The organism is Streptosporangium sp. NPDC050148, assembly GCF_055586505.1.
The window spans coordinates 41,558-62,123 of sequence record NZ_JBVJIA010000024.1 but is presented as its reverse complement, the minus strand read 5'-3'; the positions used below and the strand labels follow the sequence as shown (position 1 = coordinate 62,123).

Below are 20,566 nucleotides of genomic sequence, written 5' to 3'. Positions count from 1 at the left end.
GCCGATGCGCTGAATCTTTCGCGGGTGACATAACCTGACGCGTATGGCGGACGTCGGCGGCAACTCCTCCGGGCGCTCTAACGAGCGGTACGTTCCCTCCTATGACGCGCCCACGGCGCCCATACCCGCCATCCCCGCCGAGGACGGTTCGATCATCAGTCCCCGGGTCCCCCGGAGGTTCCCCATCGGGGACGGCGAGGAGACCGCACTGGTCTCCAGGCCCAAGATTCCTGGAGCGTTCCCCCCGTACTCCTCCCCGCCGGGCTCCGGCCGTCCCGGCGCGGACCGCCCCGGCTCCGGCCGTCCGGGGACGGCCTCCGGCGACCGTCCGGACGAGGCCGAGGAGAACACCGGCGACACCGGCGACACCGGGCGGGCGCGCGAGTCCGGCGGTCTGGGCACGATCCCGGTCAGGCAGGTGGGCGGTTCCGCCGGCCCCTGGCGTCCCGACCGCCCGGGTGCGCCCCTTCCCCCGGACGCCGGGACCCGGCGGGGCGCGGGCGCGGCCCCGGGGGCGACCTCGGGTGGCATGACGGGCACGGCCACGGGATGGCCAGGCGCGGCGGAGCGCCCCGGCGTGTTCGGCGACCCGGGCGCGGCGGACGGCGCCGGTGTGCCCGCCGGCGCGGGACCGCGACGGCCCGGCGGGGCCAAGCGGTCCGGCGGCCTGCTGATGCGGATCGGCGACATCCCGATCCGGGTGGCCTACAGCCTGGGGGCCGCCGTCATCACGGGCCTCGTGGTGATCCTGATCTTCGTTCTCTTCTCGGGCGACGAGCCCTCCGACCCGGCGAGCGCCGACCGGGCCGCGGCGCCCGGCGTCAGCGCCTCGCCGACGTCGTCCCCGGTCACGCTGCCCGCCCTGCCCGGCACGACCTCCCTGAGCGTGCTGCCGGGACGGCCCAGCGCGGTGCTCGGGGCGGTGACCGACACCAGGTCCGCGCTGACCTACTCCAGCCTGGGCGCGCCCTGGGCCGTCAGGGCCGTGCCGTCCTTCTCCGTCGGCCAGCAGGTGGGCGCGACCCGGCTGCCGCGTACGGTGATCGGCTCCGGCCCGCTCCCGGGCGCCACGCCCGCCAAGGCCCTCAAGAGCGACGCCGACTACCGCAAGGCCGCGCTGGGCGCGGTGCGCTGGACGATCCGCAACCACCACCCCGCGGGCAGCAGGGTCGTCTGGACCGGTTCGCAGCGCCTGACGAGCGGCAAGGGTTGGGTGCTCGGCTACCAGGTGACCTACCGGATCAAGGGGAAGAAGCGCGTCTCCCACGCCGCGCTCGCGGTGGTCGACGTGGGCCGCAGGAAGCCGTCGATGCTGTTCGTGACCGTGCCCGACACGCGCAAGCGGCTCTGGGCGGACATCGCCCCCCTGATGACCGGCGTCCGGGCCCTCTGACGGATTCCCGCGAAGGCCCTTTCCCAGAGTGATCATTTCCGATGGTCGTCCCCGTCGGGGCGGCCTGCCCGTGCGACCCCTCCCGTGTGACCCTGCCCGTGCGCGACCCCTCCCGTGTGATCCGTGATCCGTGATCCGTGATCCGTGATCCGTGACCTGTGATCCGTGACCCGTGACCCCGATCCGGTGGCCCGCGAGCCCCTGCCCCCTGCGATCCGGCGGCCCGCCGGTCCCGGTCCCGCGGCCGGGGCGTCCGAGAGGGGCGCGTTGTGATGGAAGCACCTTCTAGAATATGGTTCTGTCATTGAATCGCGTCTGGAGGCTGTCATGGCGATCGGGTTGAGCGAGGAGCACGAGGCGCTCCGGGAGTCGGTGACCGGATGGGCGGAGCGCAACATCCCGTCCGGGGTCGTGCGCGCCGCCATGGCGGCGGAGGGGGAGGAACGTCCCGGCTTCTGGTCCGGGCTGGCCGACCAGGGCCTGCTCGGCCTGCACATCCCCGAGGAGCACGGCGGCAGCGGCTACGGCCTGCTGGAGACCGCCATCGCGGTGGAGGCCCTCGGTGAGCGGGTCGCCCCCGGCCCCTACGTCCCCACGGTGCTCGCCAGCGCCGCGATCCTCGCCTCCGACGGCAAGGCCCACGCCGAACTCCTGCCCGGCCTCGCCGACGGCACGCTGACCGGAGCGGTCGCGCTGTCGGCCTCGATCACCGGCACCCGCGGCGAGGACGGCGCCCTGACGATCGGCGGGACCGCCGAGCACGTCCTGGGCGGCGCCCTGGCCGACGTCCTGGTGCTCCCGGTGAGCACCGACCGCGGCGAGGAGTGGGTCGCGGTGGACGCCTCCGCGGCGACCGTGACCCCGGTCGGGGCCCTGGACGTCACCCGTGGCGTGGCGCGGATCGAGCTGGACGCCGTCGCCGTGCCGGCGGGCCGGATCCTGGACGGGCTGCAGGGCCCCGGGGTCCTCAACCTGGCCGCGATCGTGCTCGGCGCCGAGGCCGCGGGCGTGGCCTCGTGGTGCGTGACCGCCGCCGCCGAGTACGCCAAGGTCCGCGTGCAGTTCGGCCGCCCGATCGGGCAGTTCCAGGGCGTCAAGCACAAGGCCGCCCGGATGCTCGTCGCCCTGGAGCAGGCCCGCGCCACCGTGTGGGACGCCGCCCGCGCCTGTGCCGGAGCGGGCTCCGGCGACCGGGTCACGGCCGACGAGCTGGCCTACGCCGCCGCGATCGCCGGTGTGGTGGCGCCCGACGCGGCCGTGCACTGCGCCAAGGACGCCGTCCAGATCTTCGGCGGCATCGGCTACACCTACGAGCACGACGCCCACCTGTACTACCGCCGGGCGCTGACCCTGCGCGCCCTGCTCGGCTCCTCGGGCGAGTGGGCCGAGACGGTCGCCGAGCTGGCGCTGAACGGCGTCAGCCGGGAGCTGGAGGTCGAGCTGCCCGAGGAGGCCGCCGAGCTGCGCGAGGGCATCCGCGCCGAGGTCACCGGGTTCGCCGCGCTGGAGGGCAAGGAGCAGAAGCGGGCGCTGGCCTCGGCCGGGTACGTCATGCCGCACCTGCCCCGGCCCTGGGGGCGTGACGCCAAGCCGCTGGAGCAGGTCCTCATCATCCAGGAGCTCAAGGCGGCCAGGGTCAAGCTGCCCCAGATGATCATCGGCGCCTGGGTGGTGCCGTCGATCGCCACGTACGGCACCCCCGAGCAGCAGCAGCGCTTCCTGCCGCCCACGCTGAGCGGCGAGATGATCTGGTGCCAGCTCTTCTCCGAGCCCGGCGCAGGCTCCGACCTGGCGAACGTGCAGATGAAGGCCGAGAAGGTCGAGGGAGGCTGGCGGCTCAACGGCCAGAAGATCTGGACCTCGGTGGCGCACTTCGCCGAGTGGGGCATCTGCATCGCCCGCAACTCCTCCGAGGGCTCCAAGCACGAGGGCATCACCTACTTCCTGGTCGACATGAAGGGCCCCGGCGTCACGGTCAGGCCGCTGACCGAGATGACCGGCGAGAACCTGTTCAACGAGGTCTTCCTCGACGACGTGTTCGTCCCGGACGACCTGGTCGTGGGCGAGGTGGGACAGGGCTGGAAGGTCGCCAGGAACACCCTGTCCAACGAGCGGGTCTCGCTCTCGGCGGGCTCCGGCGGCACCGGCGCGTCCGTCCCCGACCTGCTCGGCCTGGTCGGGCGGCTCGGCCGGGAGCTGACCGCCGCCGAGCGCCAGGAGCTGGCCCGGGTCGTCTGCGAGGGCCACTCGATCGCGGCGCTCGGCCTGCGGGTGACGCTCAAGCAGCTCACCGGCGTCGAGCCCGGGGCCGACGCCTCGGTCCGCAAGCTGCTGTCCACCTCGCACGCCCAGCACGTCTCGGAGTGCGCGGTCTCGCTGCTCGGCCCCTCGGCCGTCATCGCCGCCGACATGAAGCTCGGCGACGCCGGCTACTGGAACCGGGCCGTGCTGGCCACCCGGGCCATGACGATCTACGGCGGCACCACGGAGGTGCAGCTCAACATCATCGGCGAGCGCATGCTCGGCCTGCCCAGGGACCCCGAGCCGGGCAGGTAATAGGCTTCGCGCATGTCGATGCGGTTCAGGCCAGGGGTGGCCGTCCGGAGTGCCGTGGCCGGCGCGGTCCCGCCGCGCTGGTTCGGCGCGGCGATCCGCAGGGTCTACCCCCGGCTGGACGCCGAGCTGGCCCACGCCGGCGAGTTCGTGCCGCGCGGCGGCACCGCCGTGGACGTGGGCGTCTGGTACGGGCCGTGGACGGCCACGCTGCGGCGGCTCGCCTCGCAGGTGGTCTCGATCGAGGCCAACCCCCGGCTGGCCGCCCTGCTCGCGAGCACCTTCCCCGACGTGCGGGTGGTCGCGGCGGCGGCCTCGGACCGCTCCGGCACGGCACGGCTCTGGATCCCCGGGGGCGGCCGGGGCGCCGAGGCCACGGCCTCGGTGGTGCACGGACAGGGCGTGCCGGTGGACGTCCCGGCCGTCACCATCGACGAGCTGGACCTGAGGGACGTCCGGTTCATGAAGATCGACGTGGAGGGTCACGAGCTGGCCGCGCTGCTCGGGGCCGAGCGGACCGTCCGCCGTGACCGGCCCGTCCTGCTGGTCGAGCTGGAGACCCGGCACCAGGACATCGGCCTGGTCGTCGACCGGCTCGCGGAGTGGGGCTACACCGGCTCCGTCCTGACCGGCGGCTCCTGGCGCCCGCTGGACGGCTTCGACCTGTCGGCCCACCAGGAGCAGGCGGTCGGCGAGGTGCGGCGGAGCTTCATCTCCCGCCTGCTCGTCCCCGGCCAGGAGTACGTGAACATGGTGCTCTTCCGCCCCGCCGCGCCGTAGTGGGCGTTCCCGGGGCCGGTGACAGGCGCCCCGCCCGCCCGCCGGACCGGCGATCGGCCCGATCCCGGATCCGGGCGCGCCGATCCCGTCCCGGGGACCGGCGACCGGCCCGGGAGCGGTGGCGCGGACGGGCCGTCCACGCGCTGCCCGCCCTGGCGGGGCTGCTGCTGGGGGTGCTCGCGCTGGGACCCGCGCTCGGTCCCGGCTTCGTGCTCCGCTACGACATGGTGTTCGTACCGGATCCGCCGATCCTTCCGCAGGGCGGCGGCTTCCCGCGTGCCGTGCCGAGCGACACGGCGGTGGCCCTGATCTCGGCGGCGTCGTCGTTCCTGCCGTTCCCGGCGGACCAGGTGGTGCAGAAGGCGATCCTGCTGGGCCTCTTCGTGCTCGCCGCGACGGGCGCGGCGGCCCTGGTCCCCGGGGAGCGTGGGGGGCGCACGGTCGCCCGGCTGGTCGCCGCGGTGTTCTACGCCTGGAACGTCTACCTGGCCCAGCGGCTGCTGCTGGGCCAGTGGGCGCTGCTGCTCGGGTACGCGGGGCTGCCGTGGGCGGTGCGCGCGGCCACCGGCAGGCGGGCCGGTCCGCTGGTCCTGGCGCTGCTGCCCGCCGCGGTCGGGGGGTTCCAGGCGATGCTGGTCTCGGTGATGACCCTCGTTCCGGTGGCCGGCCGCCGGGCCTCGCGCGTCCTGACGATCGCCGCCGTGCTGAGCCTGCCGTGGCTGGTCCCGGCACTGGGCAGCGCCGCCGTCACCGATCCGGCCGGGGTGCGGGCCTTCGCCCCCCGGGCGGACGGGCCGCTGGGGACCCTCGGCAGCCTGCTCACCCTGGGCGGGGTGTGGAACTCCGGTGCCGTCGTACCGGGGCAGGAGACCTGGTGGTCGGCCCTGGTCCGGCTCGCGGTGACCGTGACGGCCGTGGCGGGTCACGCCCTGCTCGTCCGGGAGCGACGGGAGCGGCGGCGGAGTCAGCAGCGGGGACGGGACGGGGCGTGGGGGTGGGAGGAGGGGCTGGCGGTGGCGTCCGCGGCGGGGCTGGTGGTGGGGTGCGCCGGCGCCTTCCTGCCGGGGGCGGTACAGGCGCTGGTCGGGTTCTGGCCCGGCTTCGGGCCGCTGCGCGACGGGCAGCTCTACCTCGCGCCCTTCGCGCTGCTCCAGGCGGTCGGCCTGGCCGCGGTCGCGGCCCGGCTGCCCGCGACGATCCGGCCGGGCATGATCCTGGTGCCGCTGCTGGTGCTGCCCACCTTCGCGCTGGGGGCGTTCGGCAGGCTGGTCGCGGTCGAGTACCCGCCCGACTGGTCGCGGGTGCGGCAGATCGTGGACGCCGACCCGGCCCCGGGGGCGCTGCTGACGCTGCCGTGGAGCGCGTACCGGGCGTTCGGCTGGAACGGCGGGCGGGTGGTGCTGGACCCGGCGGTCAAGTCCTTCCACCGCCGGGTGGTCTGGAACGACGGCCTGACGGTCGGCCTGGGGGACGGCCGCACGCTCGCCCTGGGGGCCGAGGACCCGCTGGCGCGCGAGATCGGCCCGCTCCTCGCCGGGTCCGGTGCCCTGACCGGGCCGCTGGCCGGGCGGGGGGTCAGCCACGTGCTGATCCTGAGGGCGAACGAGAACATGTTCCGTTCCAGGCTGCCGGGCGCGCGGCTGCTCCACGCCGGTCCGGAGCTCCTGCTCTACCGCCTCTGAACTCGTGAGATGCAAATATTGTAGGATTTACCCAGCGGTAACTTTATTTATCACATTTTGACCAAGTTGCTGGCTGACGAGCTGTATCACGTTCTACTCTCGGGCAGACTGCACGATCCACGCGTTGGAGGGAGAACTCGGGTGTTGCGAGTGATTGCCGCTCTGGCGGTAGGGGCAGTGCTGGCGATCGGAACCTCGGTGGCGGTCGTGAACGTCGCGGCACCGACCCCCGAGCCGCCCAACAGGCCGCTGTACAACTACGGCACCAGGTGACGGCCCGGGGCCGCCGACCGGCCCCGGCGCTCACCTGAGCCTTCGGGTCCCCGGCGCGGGGAATCGTCCCGACGGGACAGGGGCCGGCCTCGGCATGCCCGCGGACGCCCCGGTGCCGCCGTTCCCGCATGCCGTGCGGAGACACGCCGTACGGAGATAGGAGTGCTCGTGGCCGGACAGGGCGCCAGAGCGATCCCGCGCACCCCCGTCGCGCCCGCAGTGCCGGTCGCGACCGTCGCGCCCGCCGGTCTGGTCGCCGGGACCGGGCCGCGCCGGCTCTCCATGCGCGGGGTGCGCGTCGCCGTCCTGAACTTCCGTGAGCCGTCGCAGTCCGTGGCCGGGGGCGCCGAGGAGTACGCCTGGCAGGTCAGCCGCCACCTGGCCGGGCAGGGCGCCGAGGTGACGTTCGTCACCGCCAGGGAGGCCGGGCAGGCCGCGGCCGAGGAGCGCGACGGCATCGCGCTGCGGCGGATGGGCAACCCGTTCCTGGTCTACCTGCTGGTCCCGCTCTGGATGCTGCTGCGGCGTAGGCGCTTCGACGTCGTCATCGACTGCATGAACGGCATCCCCTTCTTCGCCCCCCTGGTGGTGAGCCGCCGGACCGTGGTCGTCTCGCTGGTGCACCACGTGCACGACCGCCAGTTCTACGCCTTCTTCCCGCCCTGGCTGGCCCGGATCGGCTGCTTCATCGAGGGGCCGGTGGCCCGGCTGGTCTACCGGCGCCGCCCGACCGTGACGGTCTCGGAGTCCTCCCGCGCCGAGCTGCGCGAGAGGCTGGGCTGGCTCGCACCCATCCAGGTGATCCCGAACGGCAGCCCGGTGGCCCGGCCGGTGGCCGATCCCGGCGGGGTGGCCGGCGACCCGGCCGTGGTCTACCTGGGCAGGCTGGTCGGGCACAAGCGCGTCGAGCGGGTGGTGGACCTCGCCCGCGACCTCGGCGACGCCTGGCCCGGCATGCACGTGCACGTCATCGGGCGCGGCCACGAGCAGGAGCGGCTCACCGCCCACGCCTCCGGCCGGGGGGTGGAGGACCGGGTCCACCTGCACGGCTTCCTGCCCGAGGCCGCCAAGAACGCGATCCTGGGGGCCGCGCGGCTGAACGTCACCGCCTCGGAGTTCGAGGGCTGGGGGCTGACCGTGATCGAGGCCGCCGCGCTCGGCGTCCCCACGGTCGCCTACGACGTGGCGGGGCTGCGCGACTCGGTGCGCGACGGCGTCACCGGCTGGCTGGTCGGGGACGGTGAGACGCTGGCCGACGTGGTGGACCGCGCGCTCGGGGAACTGTCGGACCCGGTCCGGCGCGAGGAGATCCAGCAGGCGTGCCGGCTCTGGGCCGCCGAGTTCACCTGGGGGAGGACCGGCGCTACGATGACCGGACTGATCACCACAGAATTAGCCAAAAACGGTCGTCACCTTCATGCATCCGATCTCTGTCTCGCCTCGGGTGAGACCGACCCGCCGTAAGCGCCCGTGACCCCTGACACGTGGATCGCCCGCCTGTCGGCACCCGTCGCCGAGTTCGGCGCCTCCGACACCGGGCTCCGCCGCAGGCTCAGGCTGCTGGCCGGATGTCTCTTCCTCGCCGCGGTCGCCTTCCACATGGCGCCGGGCAGGCTCATCGCCGAGACCAAGCTGGACATGCCGATCAACCCGATCGGCTTCCTGGCCCAGGCGCTGAACATGTGGGACCAGGACTACCTGGGCCACCTGCAGAACCAGGCGTACGGCTACATCTTCCCGATGGGGCCCTTCTACACCCTGCTGATCAACTCGGGCATGCCGCCCTGGGTGGTCCAGCGCCTGTGGGTGACGCTGATGCTGTGCGCGGCCTTCGTCGGCGTCGCCCAGGTGGCGCGGGCGCTGCGGATCGGCGGCCCGCTCGCCGGGGTGCTGGCGGGCCTGGCGTACGCGCTCGCCCCGCACGCGCAGGCCCTGATGGGGTTCAACTCCGTCGAGTTCGCCCCCAGCGCCGTGCTGCCCTGGGTGCTGCTCTTCCTGATCAGGGGCGCGAGGGGGGAGACGACCCCGCGCCGGGCCGCCTGCCTGTCGGCGCTGGTCTTCCTGTTCGCCGGGGGCATCAACGCCGCCGCCGAGCTGGCCGTGCTCGTCGTCCCGATGATCTACCTGCTGACCCGGCGCCCCGGACCGCGCAAGCGGCGGCTGATCGCCTGGTGGCTGGCCGCGATCGCCGCGGTCTCCTTCTGGTGGCTGGTCCCGCTGGTGCTGCTGGGCCGCTACGTCTTCTCCTTCATGCCGTTCACCGAGAACGCGTGGACGACCACGGTCGTCGGGTCGCTGACCAACGTGCTGCGCGGCATGAACCACTGGGTGGCCTTCCTGCCGGTGGACGGCCGCCCCTACCTGCCCGCCGCCTACGAGCACGCCACCGTGCCCTGGCTGGTCGTGGTCACCGCCCTGGTGGCCGGGCTGGGGCTGGCCGGCCTCACGCTCGCCCGCACCCCCGAGCGGCCCTTCCTGGTCCTGACCGCCCTGGCCGGCGTGATCGTTCTCGTCGCGGGCCACACCGGGCCGCTCGCCGAGCCGCTCAGGGCGCTGCTGGACGGCCCGCTGGCCCCCTTCCGCAACCTGCACAAGTTCAACGCGCTGCTGCGGCTCCCGCTGGTGCTGGGCCTGGCCGCCCTGGTCTCCCACGTGGGGGCCGTCAGGGCCGCCGTCCGCCTCCCCGCGACGGTGGCCGTCGCCGCCCTGGCCGGGCTGACCCTGATGCCCGTCGCGACCGCCGGCATCGCCCCGGGCGGCGCCTTCGCCGACGTCCCCGAGCACTGGCGGCAGGCGGCCTCCTGGCTGGACGAGCGGGCCGACCAGGGCACCGTGCTGGTCCTGCCGGGGGCGCGGCGCGGGGAGTACACCTGGGGGCGCCCGCTGGACGAGCCGTTCCAGCCGCTGCTGAAGAAGGCCAGGTGGGTGAGCAACACGATCGTGCCCTGGGGTACGGCCGGGTCGAACCGCCTGGTCAAGGCGATCGACGACCGCTTCGCCAACGGGCAGGGCTCGGCGGGGCTGACCCGGGCGCTGCGCCGGATGGGCGTGCGCTACCTGCTGGTCCGCAACGACCTGGACCGCGTCGCCTTCGGCGATGCCTGGCCGGCCCGGGTGCACGAGGCCCTGGACCGCTCTCCCGGCCTGAGCAGGGTGCGCGGCTTCGGGCCCTCCGTCGGCTTCGAGGACTCCCCGACCGCGTCGGGCCGGCTCGACCAGCCGTACGCGTCCCTGGAGATCTACGAGGTCACCGGGGCGAGCCCGGTCGTCGGCACGGTGCCCGCGGCCCGGCCGCTGCGGGTCTCCGGCGCCCCGGAGGCGCTGCTCACCATGGCCGAGGAGGGCGTGCTCGGCGACGACCGCCCGGTGATCCTCGGCGACGACCCCGGCGCGGACGCGATCCCGGCCGAGGACACGGTGCTCACCGACACCATGCGCCGTCGCGAGCTGGTCGTGAGCGACCTGCGCAGGCCCTACACCGAGACGATGACGCCGGACGAGCCCTACGAGGGACGCGGCACCGCCCACGACCTCACCGACCCCGCCTGGGACGAGCCGAAGACCGTCGCCGTCCTCACCGGCGTCGAGTCCGTCACCGCCTCCTCCTCGCAGTCCAGGCTGGGGGCGACCCCGGGCACCCGCGACGCCGGGCAGCAGCCGTACGCGGCGCTGGACGACGACCTGCGCACCGGCTGGCGCTCCACCGGCTGGGAACCGGCGGTCGAGCAGTGGCTGGAGGTCCGGCTGGCCGAGCCGGTCGCGGTCCCCTCGATCCAGGCGGTGTTCGAGCGCTCCGAGGAGGCGGTGACGGTATCGGAGGTCATGGTGGAGACCGACACCGGCCGGGTCCGCACCCGGCTCGGCCTCACCTCGCTGTGGGAACGGCTCAACGTCCCGGCGGGGAAGACCTCCAGGATCCGGATCCGGGTGACCGGCGTCCTGCGCGACCCCGACCCCCGGGTCGGCATCACCGAGATCGCCATCCCCGGCGTCCGCCCTGGGCGTACCCTCGTGGTGCCCTCCGTGACCCCGGCGGACCCCTCCGGGGACGCCCCGGAGCCGGGACGGACGGTCGTGACCAGCCGGACCGACGCCGCTCCCGGCTGCATGCTCGGCTCCTACGCCTGGACCTGCGCGGACCGGCTGCACTACGTGGGCGAGGACGGCTACGCCTTCGACCGGTCGTTCCCGGTCGCCACCGGCCGGCGCGTGCTGGAGGGCAGGGCCGTGCTCGCCGACCAGCGGGCCGCCGAGACCGTGCTGATGCCCCCCGGCACCTTCCCGCGCGTCACCGCCTCCTCCACCGCGGCCGACGTCCCGGCCGCGGGGGCGTACGCGGCGTTCGACGACGACCACAGGACCGTCTGGTACGCCGGGCGGGCCGACCTCGCGCCCACCCTCACCGCCGAGCTGGGCAGGACCGTGACCCTGTCGCGGCTGCGGGTCGACTTCCCCGACACCAGGCTGGGGGCGCCACCGGTGCGGGTCACCGTCACCGCCGGTGACTCCGTCCGGTACGCGTGGGCGTCCCGGGACGGCTGGATCGGCTTCGCGCCGATGCGGGCCGACCGGGTCCAGATCACCTTCACCGCCCTGGGCTCGTGGCGGATGGAGGTGCTCGGGGTGTCCGTCCCCGGGATCAGGCCGCTGCCGGCCCTGGGGGCGCAGCCGCTGAGGATGCCCTGCGGGTTCGGCCCCATGCTCACCGTCAACGGGGTCGAGACGCCCACCGAGATCCGCGGCGGGACCCTGGGCGACCTGTTCGCCGGCCGCCCGGTCCCGTACCGCACCTGCGAGGCGGTCTGGACGCAGGCGGGCACGCTGCGGGTACGCGCCGCCGCCGCCCAGGGCTTCCGGGTGGACTCGATGGTCCTGCGCGGCACCGGCGGGACCGGCGGGACCATCGCAGGTCCCGGTGCGGCTCCGGCGGTGCTGCGCCCGGCCGCGGTCGAGAGCTGGGACGCGGGGGAGCGCCGGGTCCGGGTCTCCACGACCGAGCCCTCCTACCTGGCGCTCGGCGAGAACTTCAACGCCGGCTGGCGGGCCACGTTCGGCGGTCGCGTGCTGGAACCGGCCCGGCTCGACGGCTGGCGGCAGGCCTGGCTGCTGCCGCCCGGGGACGGGACCGTGGTGATGACCTACGCCCCGGACGGGCTCTACCGGACCGCGCTGCTCGTCGGCTGGGCGCTGGTCGCCCTGGTCGCGGCGCTCGCCCTGGTCCGGCCGCGCCGGGTGCGGACGCTCGCCGCCGCACCGGCCGCGCGGGTGCGGGCGGCCTGGCTCTGGCCGCTGGCCCCGGTGCTGGGCCTGGTGGCCGAGGGCTGGGCCGGTGCCGCGCTCGCCGGTACGGTGGCGGCGCTCGCGTTGTGGCTGCGCGGCGTCGCCTCGGCCGAGCACAGCGCGGGCGGCCGGGCGTACCGGATCGGCAGGGCGTTGCTCACGCCGTTCCCGGTGGTGGCGGGGCTCGGCGCGGCCGGTCTCGCGCTCGGGTACGGCGGGGAGGCCGGGGCGGTCGTGGCGCAGTACCTGTGCCTGACGGTGCTGGGCCTGCTGTTCGCCGCGGTGCGGGTGCCCCGGCCGTCCAGGCCGTGGCTGCGGGTGCCCGACACGGCCGTCGCGGTGCCCGTCGAGACCGCCCCGGCGCGACCGGCCGAGCGACCGGCGGAGCGACGGTGACCGGCCGCACGACGGACCCGCGGGCCGTCCCCGAGGCGACCGGTCCTGAGACGACCGGTCCTGGGACGACCGGCCGGGGGATGAGCGGGGAGCGGTTGCGCGGGGTGCTGGTCCTCGCCGCCGGGGCCTTCCTGATCACGCTGGCCGCGCTGGTCCGCCTGTACGTTTACCCCAGCGGTCTGGTGCTGCCCGCCGAGCAGAACCGGATCACCATGCTGACCACCGAGTCCGGCTCCTACCTCGACACCGCCGCCCTGCGCGTCCGCAGCGGCGTCCCGCTGGAGCAGGCCGTGGCCCGGTACGGCGACACGATCAGGTCCACGCCCGACGTCGCCGTGTGGACCGAGTTCGTCTCGCTCGCCACCCGGAGCGGGCAGCGCGTCGACTACCACGAGCGGCGCCTGGCCTTCGACCGGCGCACGGCGCAGGCGTTCCCCTGCTGCGAGGACTACGTCGACGAGAACCCCGACCCCGCCCCGCGCGGCCTGCTCTTCCGCTGGCCCTTCGAGGCCCGGCCGATCGCGTACCAGGTCTACGACCCGCTGGCCCGCAGACCGGTGACGGCCCGCTTCGACGGGATCGAGACCCTGCACGGCGTGCGGGTGTACCGCTACGCGCAACGCCTGGTCGACGAGCCTTACGTCCAGCAGCCCATGCGGCTGCCCGGATCCGTCCTGGGACTGGAGGAGCCGGAGGAGCGGAAGACCGCGAAGCGCCCCGAGAAGAGGCGGACCCCGAGGACGCCCGGCCCTCCGGGGACCGCGAGGACCACGGGGACCTCGGGCACCGCCGGGACCTCGGGCACCGCCGGGACCTCGGGAGCCTCCGCGCCGGACGCGGAGCTGTTCCCGGTCGACGCCTACCTGGACGGGACCCGCACCTTCTGGGTGGAGCCGACCAGCGGCATGGTGATCGGGTTCAGGGAGAACCTGGTCAGGACCCTGCGCACGCCGGACGGCCGAGGGAGGGTCGTCGCGCTCGCGGCCGACCTGCGCACCAGCGCCGGGGACGAGCGCTGGAACGCCGGGGAGGCCCGGCAGTTTCGGAGCCGGGCGACGCTGGTCAACCTGGTGATCCCGATCTCCTTCCTGGTGCTGGGCGTGGCGGTGCTGGTGGCCGGTGTGCGCCTGATCCGCGCCGCCGGTCCGGACGGCGACGACGGCGACGGTGCGGACGGCCGCGGGACGGGTGAGCCCGGCGACGGCGGTGCGGGCGGTGCGGGCGGTGCCGGTGACGCCGGGGTCAGTCCCGGGCGGGACGGCGGCGCAACCGGTGCAGGCGCAGCGCCGGAGCCTCGACCAGCCGATGGCTGAGGTCGGCGAGCAGCACGGTGAGCGCGGTGCACACCGCCAGCGTGGAGAGCAGGCCGCCGCTGAAGGACTCCTGGCCGGTCAGCTCGTACCAGCCCACGATCACCACGAACTGCCACAGGAAGACGCCGTAGGAGATGCGGCCCAGGTAGCGCATCACCGGGTTGCCCAGCAGCGAGCGGATCGGCGAGGGGCCGGGGGACTGCAGGGCGACGGGGGAGAGCAGGGCGAGCACGAACACCGTGTAGAGCGTCATCTCGAACAGGTCGGTCCACAGGTCCTGCATCTCGAACAGGCGGCCCCCCGCGATCGGGCTGGCCGCCACCACGTAGACCAGGCCGGCGATGATCCAGCAGGTCACCCAGGACTCGCGGATCCCCCGGGTCAGGCGCCGTACCGGAGCGTCCGGATCGGGTTCGGCGTGCGCCCAGAGCGAGACGACCGCAAGCGCCATGCCGGCGGCGAAGTAGACCAGCAGGCGGGGCAGCCAGAGGCCCAGCTCGGGGCGGTGGACCGGGTAGTGGCTGAAGGCCGCCCACAGCGGGGAGACCGCCCCGAGCGCGCAGACGCCGCCGAGCAGCAGCCGGGCCCTGGCGACCGGGTCCGCCCCGCGCCGCGCCAGCGCGTGCAGGGCGGCGGCGATCAGCGGCAGGGCCAGGTAGAAGGTCATCTCGACCGAGAGGCTCCACATCTGCCCGAGCCCCGGCGGGCTCACCCCGCCCCACCAGGGATCGGGGACGTAGTTCTGCACCAGCAGCACGAACGGCAGCCACTTCCACGGGTCGGCCGCCTGCGGCCAGGACCAGAGCGCCAGCGCCACCACGACCACCAGCCAGTACGCGGGCAGGATGCGCAGCGCCCGCTTCCACAGGTAGTCCCCGACGTCCGGGGCGGCCACGGCGTCCCTGGGATTCCCGGTGTCCCCGGCCCTCTCGTGGACCCGGTCCGCCCCGGTTCCCCGTACGGTCCGGCGCGCCCAGGGCCGGTAGAGCAGGAAACCCGAGAGCAGGAAGAAGATCGGCACCCCGATGTCGCCCCGGGAGAGCAGGGAGGGCAGGAACCCCTCCCGCAGGGAGGCCCCCGTCGTGCTCGCCACGTGGTAGAGAAGAACCCCGAACGAGGCGACCGCGCGAACGCCGTCCATGGCGTCCAGGTGCCCCCCGATCGCGGGGAGATCGTCCACGTCACCGCCGGCCGGCCTCCGGTGAACCGGCATAGAACCTGTTTCGGTCACTTTTTGGCATCCCTGGTGACGTAGATGACTCCCAGCACTAACATATCGCGAAATGGAACTTGTTATAGGGCAATCGGCACACCTGTATAGCGGACGGCCCCTGGAGGAGCGATGCGTCGCGTCATCGGTTTGGTACTGATCGGACTCGGGGCTTTCCTCCTTGTTCTCGCGCCCCTGGTGCGGTTCCAGGTGGCGCCCGCCCTGATCGCCGCGCCGGCCGACCAGTACGGGATCAGCAAGCTCGAGGCCACCGACGCGCAGTACTTCAGCGTCGGGGACAAGGGCAAGGTGGTGACCGGCGATCTCGACATCACCGTCACCACCAGGGGGGACGTCGCCGGGGCCCAGGGGGACCGGGTCGTCTGGGACGAGGTCATGGTGGTGAACGACGTCACCAACTCCAACCCCCTCATCACCTACAGCGAGCGTCGCAGCGCCTTCAACAAGTACACCGGCGAGGGCATCAACTGCTGCTCGGTCAAGATCAACGACGAGCCCGCCCAGCTTCAGGGCCAGATCTACAAGTGGCCGTTCGACGTGGAGAAGAAGACCTACAGCGTCTTCAACTCCACCACCGGCAAGGCGTTCGACGCCAGGTTCGTGACCGAGGAGCAGGTCGGCGGCCTGAGGGTCTACCGGTTCGAGCAGACCATCCCGCCGACCACGATCGACACCCTCTCGGCCCCGGCCTCCTACCTGGGCATGGACGAGACCGGTGACGTGGAGGTCGACCGCGTCTACGACGGCGTCAACACCTTCTGGATCGAGCCGACCACCGGCTCGCCGGTGCGCCAGGAGCAGCAGCGCCACGACGTGCTCAAGACCCAGGACGGCGTCGAGCGCTCGGTGGCCTTCGTCGCCACCGCGAAGATGACCCAGCAGACCCAGGACGAGCTGGTCAAGAACGCGACGGACGGCAAGAACACCATCACGATGCTCAGGACCACGATCCCGCTGGTCCTGCTGGTGCTCGGGCTGGCGCTGGTGATCACCGGCCTGCTGCTGATCAGGCGCCGCGCGGAGCGGTGAGGCGTCCCGGCCGGTGGCCGGGGTCCGTGACACGACCGGACGAGGACGGCGGCGGGAGGCCGCGGGCGGCGAAGCCCGCGGCCTCCCGCCTTTCGCATGCCCTGGCGGGCATGGAACTGGAACCCGTTCCACACTTTTTGATGTTGATTACTCACGAGTAGCTTAGGTTCCGGAACGAAAGAAAGGTTCTGCATTAGAACACGTTGCAGTTTGTTCCCGGGCGGTCGTACAGTCACAGCATGCGGACACGTGTAACCGACATGCTCGGGATAGAGTTGCCGATCTTCGCGTTCAGCCACTGCCGTGACGTCGTCGCCGAGGTCAGCCGTGCCGGGGGGATGGGTGTGCTCGGCGCCCTCTACTTCACCCCCGAGGAGCTCGAGGTCGAGCTCGCATGGATCGACGACCACGTCGACGGCAGGCCCTACGGCGTCGACGTGGTCATGCCCGCCTCCTACGCGGGCTCCGACCTGGGCGTCGACTCCCCCGAGGACCTGGTCGGACGCCTCCAGGGCATGATCCCGCAGGGGCACCGGGAGTTCGTCGACGGCCTGCTCGCCGCCCACGGGGTGCCGCCGCTGTCGGCCGGCGCGGATGCGGGCAGGGTGCTGCTCGGCTGGACCGACGCCACCGCCCGACCGCAGGTGGAGGTGGCGCTGCGCCACCCGATCGCGCTGCTCGCCAACGCGCTCGGACCGCCCCCGGCCGACGTGGTCGACCAGGCCCACGCCAAGGGGGTGAAGGTCGCCGCGCTCGCCTCCACCCCCCGCCACGCGATCAAGCAGGTCGAGGTCGGCGTGGACGTCGTCGTCGCGCAGGGCACCGAGGCCGGCGGGCACACCGGGGAGATCTCCACGATGGTCCTCATCCCGCAGGTGGTGGACGCCGTCGACGTCCCGGTGCTGGCCGCCGGGGGCATCGGCGACGGCCGCCAGATGGCCGCGGGGATGGCGCTGGGCGCCGAAGGGGTGTGGACCGGCTCCATCTGGCTCGCCGTCGAGGAGGCCGACACCCCCGAGATGGCCAAGCGCCGCATCCTGGAGGCCACCTCGCGCGACACCGTCCGCTCGCGGTCCTGGACCGGGAAGCCCGCCCGGCTGCTCCGCAACGAGTGGACCGACGCCTGGGAGGCGGCCGACTCGCCCGGCACGCTGCCGATGCCGCTGCAGTTCATGCTGGTCTCCGACGCGCTCCGGCGGATCGGCCGCTCCGACGCGGCCGAGCTGGCGACCTTCCCGGCCGGGCAGATCATCGGCACGATGAACCAGGTCAGGTCCTCCAGGGACGTCGTCTTCAGCATGATCGAGGGATACCTGGGCGCCGTGGAACGATTGGGTCGCATCACCGATGAGTAGGTAGCCTCTCCGGGGCGCGTACGTTAGGAACTCATCCAGAGCGACGAGTGTGGAGAACGATGCCGTCCCCCCAGGTCACAGACCGTGTTCCCGCCTCCCGGGCAGGCGCCCCCCGGCCCCCGTCCCGGGACCGGCGGGTGTTCGCCGTCGCCCTGGTGCTCGTCGTGGGCCAGCTCGCCTGGCGGGCCACGATCCTGAACCGGGGCGGCTTCTTCGGCGACGACCTCAACATGATCGGGCGGGCCACGGCCGAGCCGCTCGACCCGGGGTACCTCTTCGGCGTCTACTCCGCGCACGTGATGCCGGTGGGGATGATCGCCAACAAGCTGATCGTCGTCTTCGGCGCCTACAACTGGACGGTGACCGCCGCGGCGCTGCTGCTCCTCCAGCTCGCCGCCTCCCTGGCCGTGTACCGGATGCTGCGCGTGCTGTTCGGCACGCGCCCGGCGATCCTGGTGCCCTTCTCCCTGTACCTGTTCTCCCCGCTCGCGCTGCCCGCCTTCTACTGGTGGGCGGCGGCGGTCCAGGCGCTGCCGCTGCAGATCGCCATCGCCCTGGCCGTCGCCTCGCACGTGACGTTCCTGCGCTCGGGACGGGGGACGGACGCGCTGGTGACCGGGCTGTGGTTCCTGTTCGGGCTCTGCTCCTTCCACCTCAAGGCCGTCTTCGCCATCCCCCTGCTGCTCGTCCTGATCACCGTGCTGTACTTCCCGGTCCGGGAGCGCCTGCGCTCCCTGGCGGTGGTCCTCGGCGCGTACGCGGCCGTGGCGGGCGCGTACTCGGTCCTGTTCCTCCTGCAGCTCGACCGGCTGCACGGGCAGAGCGTCGAGACGCCCGCGGCGGAGGTGGCGGGCCGGGCGACGGCCCGGATGCTGGGCGTGACCTTCCCGGTGCTCGCGGCCGGAGGCCCGGGGAGCTGGTGGTACAAGTTCTACGCGGTGCCGCCTCCGCTGATGGTCGGCGCGGCCTGGCTGCTCGTCGCGGCGGTCGTCGCCGTCACCCTGTTCTTCCGGCGGGGGGCCTGGAAGGCGTGGCTGATCCTCGCGGTCTACCTCCCGGTGCTGATGGTGCCGATCCTGACCGGGCGCGCGTTCGACAAGGCGCTGGGGGAGGAGGCCCGCTACCTCGCCGACGCCGTCCCGGTGCTCGCCCTGTGCCTGGCGCTGGCCACCCTGCCGCTGCTGGGCGAGGCGCGGCCGTACCGGCGGCGGATCCCGGCCCGCGGCGCGGTCCGGGCGGCCTGCGTGACGCTGGCGGTGGCCGTCACCGCCCTGTCGGTGTACTCCGGGGAGAGGTACGTGGCCGGGACCGAGCCGGGCCGCGCCGAGATCCGCTCCTACCTCGCCTCGGTACGCGCGACGCTGGCCGCGGCACCGCCCGGCTCGGACGTCTACCCGCAGAAGACCCCCTACGACCGGTTCGGCTTCGGCTACGGCGACGAGGGCCTCAGCAACCTCACGCTCAGCCCGCTGGCCCCGCCGGAGCTGGCCGCGCTCATGCGCAACCCCCGGCCCGCGGCGAGCCCGCTCGTGCTCGACCCCACCGGCCGCAGGCTGGTCCCGGCCCGGCTCACCGGCCCCTACGTCGCGGCGCCGGGCGGCTGCTTCCCGCAGCAGGGCGGGGTGATCTCGATCCCCCTCGCGCACCGGGGCGGCATGGTCGTCCTCGGCCTCGACTACCGCTCGACCGCCCGGACGGCGGCCTACGTGCGGGTCGGCGGGCAGGAGGTCGAGGTGGTCTTCGAGCAGGGGGCCGGGAAGATCCACGTTCCGTTCACCGAGCCCGGCCGCTCGGTCCGGATCGAGGTGCTCTCGGCCCAGGCCCAGGTCTGCGTCACCGGCGGCCTCTTCGGCGGCCCGGCCCCGGGGTGACCTACCCGCCGAGGCCGGAGGCCAGCTCGCGGACGCCCTCCAGCAGCCGGTCCACGTCGGAGGCGTCGGTGTAGGGGGCGATCCCGGCCCGGACCGCGCCGGTGTCGCCCAGGCCCAGCCGGCGCGAGCACTCCAGGGCGTAGAAGTGGCTCGCGGGGGCGTTGACGCCGCGCCCGGCCAGGAAACGGTAGACGTCGGCGGGCTTGACGCCCTCGACGGAGAACAGCGTCGTGGGGGTTCGCTCGCGCGTCGCCGCGCCGTACGAGGTCACCCCGGCGATCTGGGCCAGGCCGGTGTCGAGCCGGTCGAGCATGGCCCTCTCGTGGGCCTGCAACGCCGCCATCGAGACGGCCAGCCGCTCGCGCCTGCCTCCCTCGCCCGGCACGAGACCGGCGAGGAAGTCCACCGCCGCCGTCGTCCCGGCCAGCAGCTCGTACGGCAGCGTGCCCAGCTCGAAGCGCTCGGGCACCGCGTCGCCGGAGGGGAGCAGCTTGTCGGGACGGATCGTCTCCAGCAGGGCGGGGTCGGCGGCGAGCACGCCGAGATGCGGGCCCAGGAACTTGTAGGGCGAGCAGGCGTAGAAGTCGGCGCCGAGCCGGGCGAGATCGACCGGGACGTGCGGCGTCAGGTGCACGCCGTCGACGTAGAGCAGGGCCCCGGCCGCGTGCACCCGTTCGGCGATCGCCGGGACGTCCGGCCGGGTGCCCAGCAGGTTCGACGCGGCCGTGACCGCCACCAGCCGGGTGCGCCCGCCGAGCAGCCCGGCGACCTCGGCCACGTCCAGCTCGCCGCGCCCGGGGTCGAAGTCGGCCCAGCGGACCGTGACCCCGCGCGCCTCGGCCGCCTGCACCCAGGGCCGGATGTTGGCGTCGTGGTCGAGCCGGGTGACCACCACCTCGTCGCCGGGACGCCAGTCCTTGGCGAGCGCGCGGGCCATGTCGTAGGTGAGCTGCGTCATGCTCCGGCCGAACACGACGCCGTCCGGCCTGGCGCCGAGCAGGTCGGCCATGGCCTGGCGGGCCTCGGTGACGATCCGGTCGGCGCGCCGCTCGGCGGCGGTCTCGGCCCCCCGGTTGGAGACCGCCGACCCCAGCACGCCGGCCACGGCCCGCGCGACCTGCTCGGGGACCTGGGAGCCGCCCGGCCCGTCGAAGTGCGCCGCCCCCTCGTCCAGCGCGGGAAAACAGGCCCGTACGGCCGCCACGTCGTATGTCACGGAGTCTCCTTCGTCGCGCCTGCCGTCCATCTTGCCAGGGCACGACCGGACCGGCCGGACCGGTCCACGGCCGGGCGAGGGGCCGGTCCGCGACCGGCAGAGGGGGGGGGGGGGGGGGGGGGGGGGGGGGGGGGGGGGGAGGGGTGGGGGGGGGGGGGGGGGGGGGGGGGGGGGGGGGGGGGGGGGGGGGGGCG

Annotated in this window: 13 protein-coding genes; 11 read left to right on the top strand and 2 right to left on the bottom strand. The window is 74.0% G+C overall.

Features of this window, described 5'->3' with window-relative positions; genetic code table 11:
- The first annotated feature begins 43 nt into the window (after positions 1 to 43).
- The 8 genes from ACZ6RT_RS25685 to ACZ6RT_RS25650 all read left to right on the top strand — a co-directional run bounded on the left by ACZ6RT_RS25685 (position 44) and on the right by ACZ6RT_RS25650 (position 13,670).
- On the top strand, positions 44 to 1,393 hold the full coding sequence (locus tag ACZ6RT_RS25685) for a hypothetical protein (RefSeq protein ID WP_470156648.1): 1,350 nt from the start codon (positions 44 to 46) through the stop codon (positions 1,391 to 1,393).
- A gap of 327 nt (positions 1,394 to 1,720) precedes the next feature.
- On the top strand, positions 1,721 to 3,949 hold the full coding sequence (locus ACZ6RT_RS25680; RefSeq protein ID WP_470156646.1) for an acyl-CoA dehydrogenase: 2,229 nt from the start codon (positions 1,721 to 1,723) through the stop codon (positions 3,947 to 3,949).
- Between the two features lie 12 nt (positions 3,950 to 3,961).
- Positions 3,962 to 4,726 carry an FkbM family methyltransferase gene (locus ACZ6RT_RS25675; protein WP_470156644.1) on the top strand — a complete coding sequence of 255 codons (765 nt, stop codon included), beginning with the start codon at positions 3,962 to 3,964 and terminating at the stop codon, positions 4,724 to 4,726.
- Complete coding sequence (locus tag ACZ6RT_RS25670; RefSeq protein WP_470156642.1) at positions 4,726 to 6,408, top strand: MmpA family trehalose lipid delivery protein; 1,683 nt, start codon at positions 4,726 to 4,728, stop codon at positions 6,406 to 6,408. The genes ACZ6RT_RS25675 and ACZ6RT_RS25670 overlap by 1 nt, the downstream gene beginning before the upstream one ends.
- Positions 6,409 to 6,549: 141 nt before the next feature.
- Complete coding sequence (locus ACZ6RT_RS25665) at positions 6,550 to 6,681, top strand: hypothetical protein (RefSeq protein WP_344889137.1); 132 nt, start codon at positions 6,550 to 6,552, stop codon at positions 6,679 to 6,681.
- A gap of 168 nt (positions 6,682 to 6,849) precedes the next feature.
- Positions 6,850 to 8,145: a glycosyltransferase family 4 protein gene (locus ACZ6RT_RS25660; RefSeq protein WP_470156640.1), complete on the top strand. Its 1,296-nt coding sequence runs from the start codon at positions 6,850 to 6,852 to the stop codon at positions 8,143 to 8,145.
- Between the two features lie 6 nt (positions 8,146 to 8,151).
- Positions 8,152 to 12,357 carry an alpha-(1->3)-arabinofuranosyltransferase domain-containing protein gene (locus ACZ6RT_RS25655; protein WP_470156638.1) on the top strand — a complete coding sequence of 1,402 codons (4,206 nt, stop codon included), beginning with the start codon at positions 8,152 to 8,154 and terminating at the stop codon, positions 12,355 to 12,357.
- The gene (locus ACZ6RT_RS25650) at positions 12,354 to 13,670 is read left to right on the top strand and encodes a PorA family protein (protein ID WP_470156636.1); all 1,317 of its coding nucleotides are present in this window, start codon (positions 12,354 to 12,356) and stop codon (positions 13,668 to 13,670) included. The genes ACZ6RT_RS25655 and ACZ6RT_RS25650 overlap by 4 nt, the downstream gene beginning before the upstream one ends.
- On the opposite strand, the gene ACZ6RT_RS25645 is transcribed toward ACZ6RT_RS25650, so the two are convergent.
- Entirely contained in the window at positions 13,600 to 14,850 is a 1,251-nt protein-coding gene (locus tag ACZ6RT_RS25645; protein ID WP_470156634.1) for an acyltransferase family protein, read from the bottom strand. The genes ACZ6RT_RS25650 and ACZ6RT_RS25645 overlap by 71 nt on opposite strands.
- Before the next feature lie 162 nt (positions 14,851 to 15,012).
- Here ACZ6RT_RS25645 and pgfA point away from each other — a divergent pair, with 162 nt between their 5' ends.
- From pgfA to ACZ6RT_RS25630, 3 genes are all read left to right on the top strand, one after another.
- Positions 15,013 to 15,930, top strand: a complete 918-nt coding sequence (gene pgfA / locus ACZ6RT_RS25640; RefSeq protein ID WP_399186040.1) for a cell envelope lipid trafficking protein PgfA — start codon at positions 15,013 to 15,015, stop codon at positions 15,928 to 15,930.
- 239 nt (positions 15,931 to 16,169) lie between these two features.
- Positions 16,170 to 17,285, top strand: coding sequence for an NAD(P)H-dependent flavin oxidoreductase (locus ACZ6RT_RS25635; RefSeq protein ID WP_470156632.1), 1,116 nt, complete (start codon positions 16,170 to 16,172; stop codon positions 17,283 to 17,285).
- A 137-nt stretch (positions 17,286 to 17,422) separates the two neighbouring features.
- Positions 17,423 to 19,156 carry a hypothetical protein gene (locus ACZ6RT_RS25630; RefSeq protein ID WP_470156630.1) on the top strand — a complete coding sequence of 578 codons (1,734 nt, stop codon included), beginning with the start codon at positions 17,423 to 17,425 and terminating at the stop codon, positions 19,154 to 19,156.
- Between the two features lies 1 nt (position 19,157).
- Here the strand turns inward: ACZ6RT_RS25630 and ACZ6RT_RS25625 are convergent, their stop codons facing one another.
- Entirely contained in the window at positions 19,158 to 20,372 is a 1,215-nt protein-coding gene (locus ACZ6RT_RS25625) for a cysteine desulfurase-like protein (RefSeq protein WP_470156628.1), read from the bottom strand.
- Positions 20,373 to 20,566: the final 194 nt, after the last annotated feature.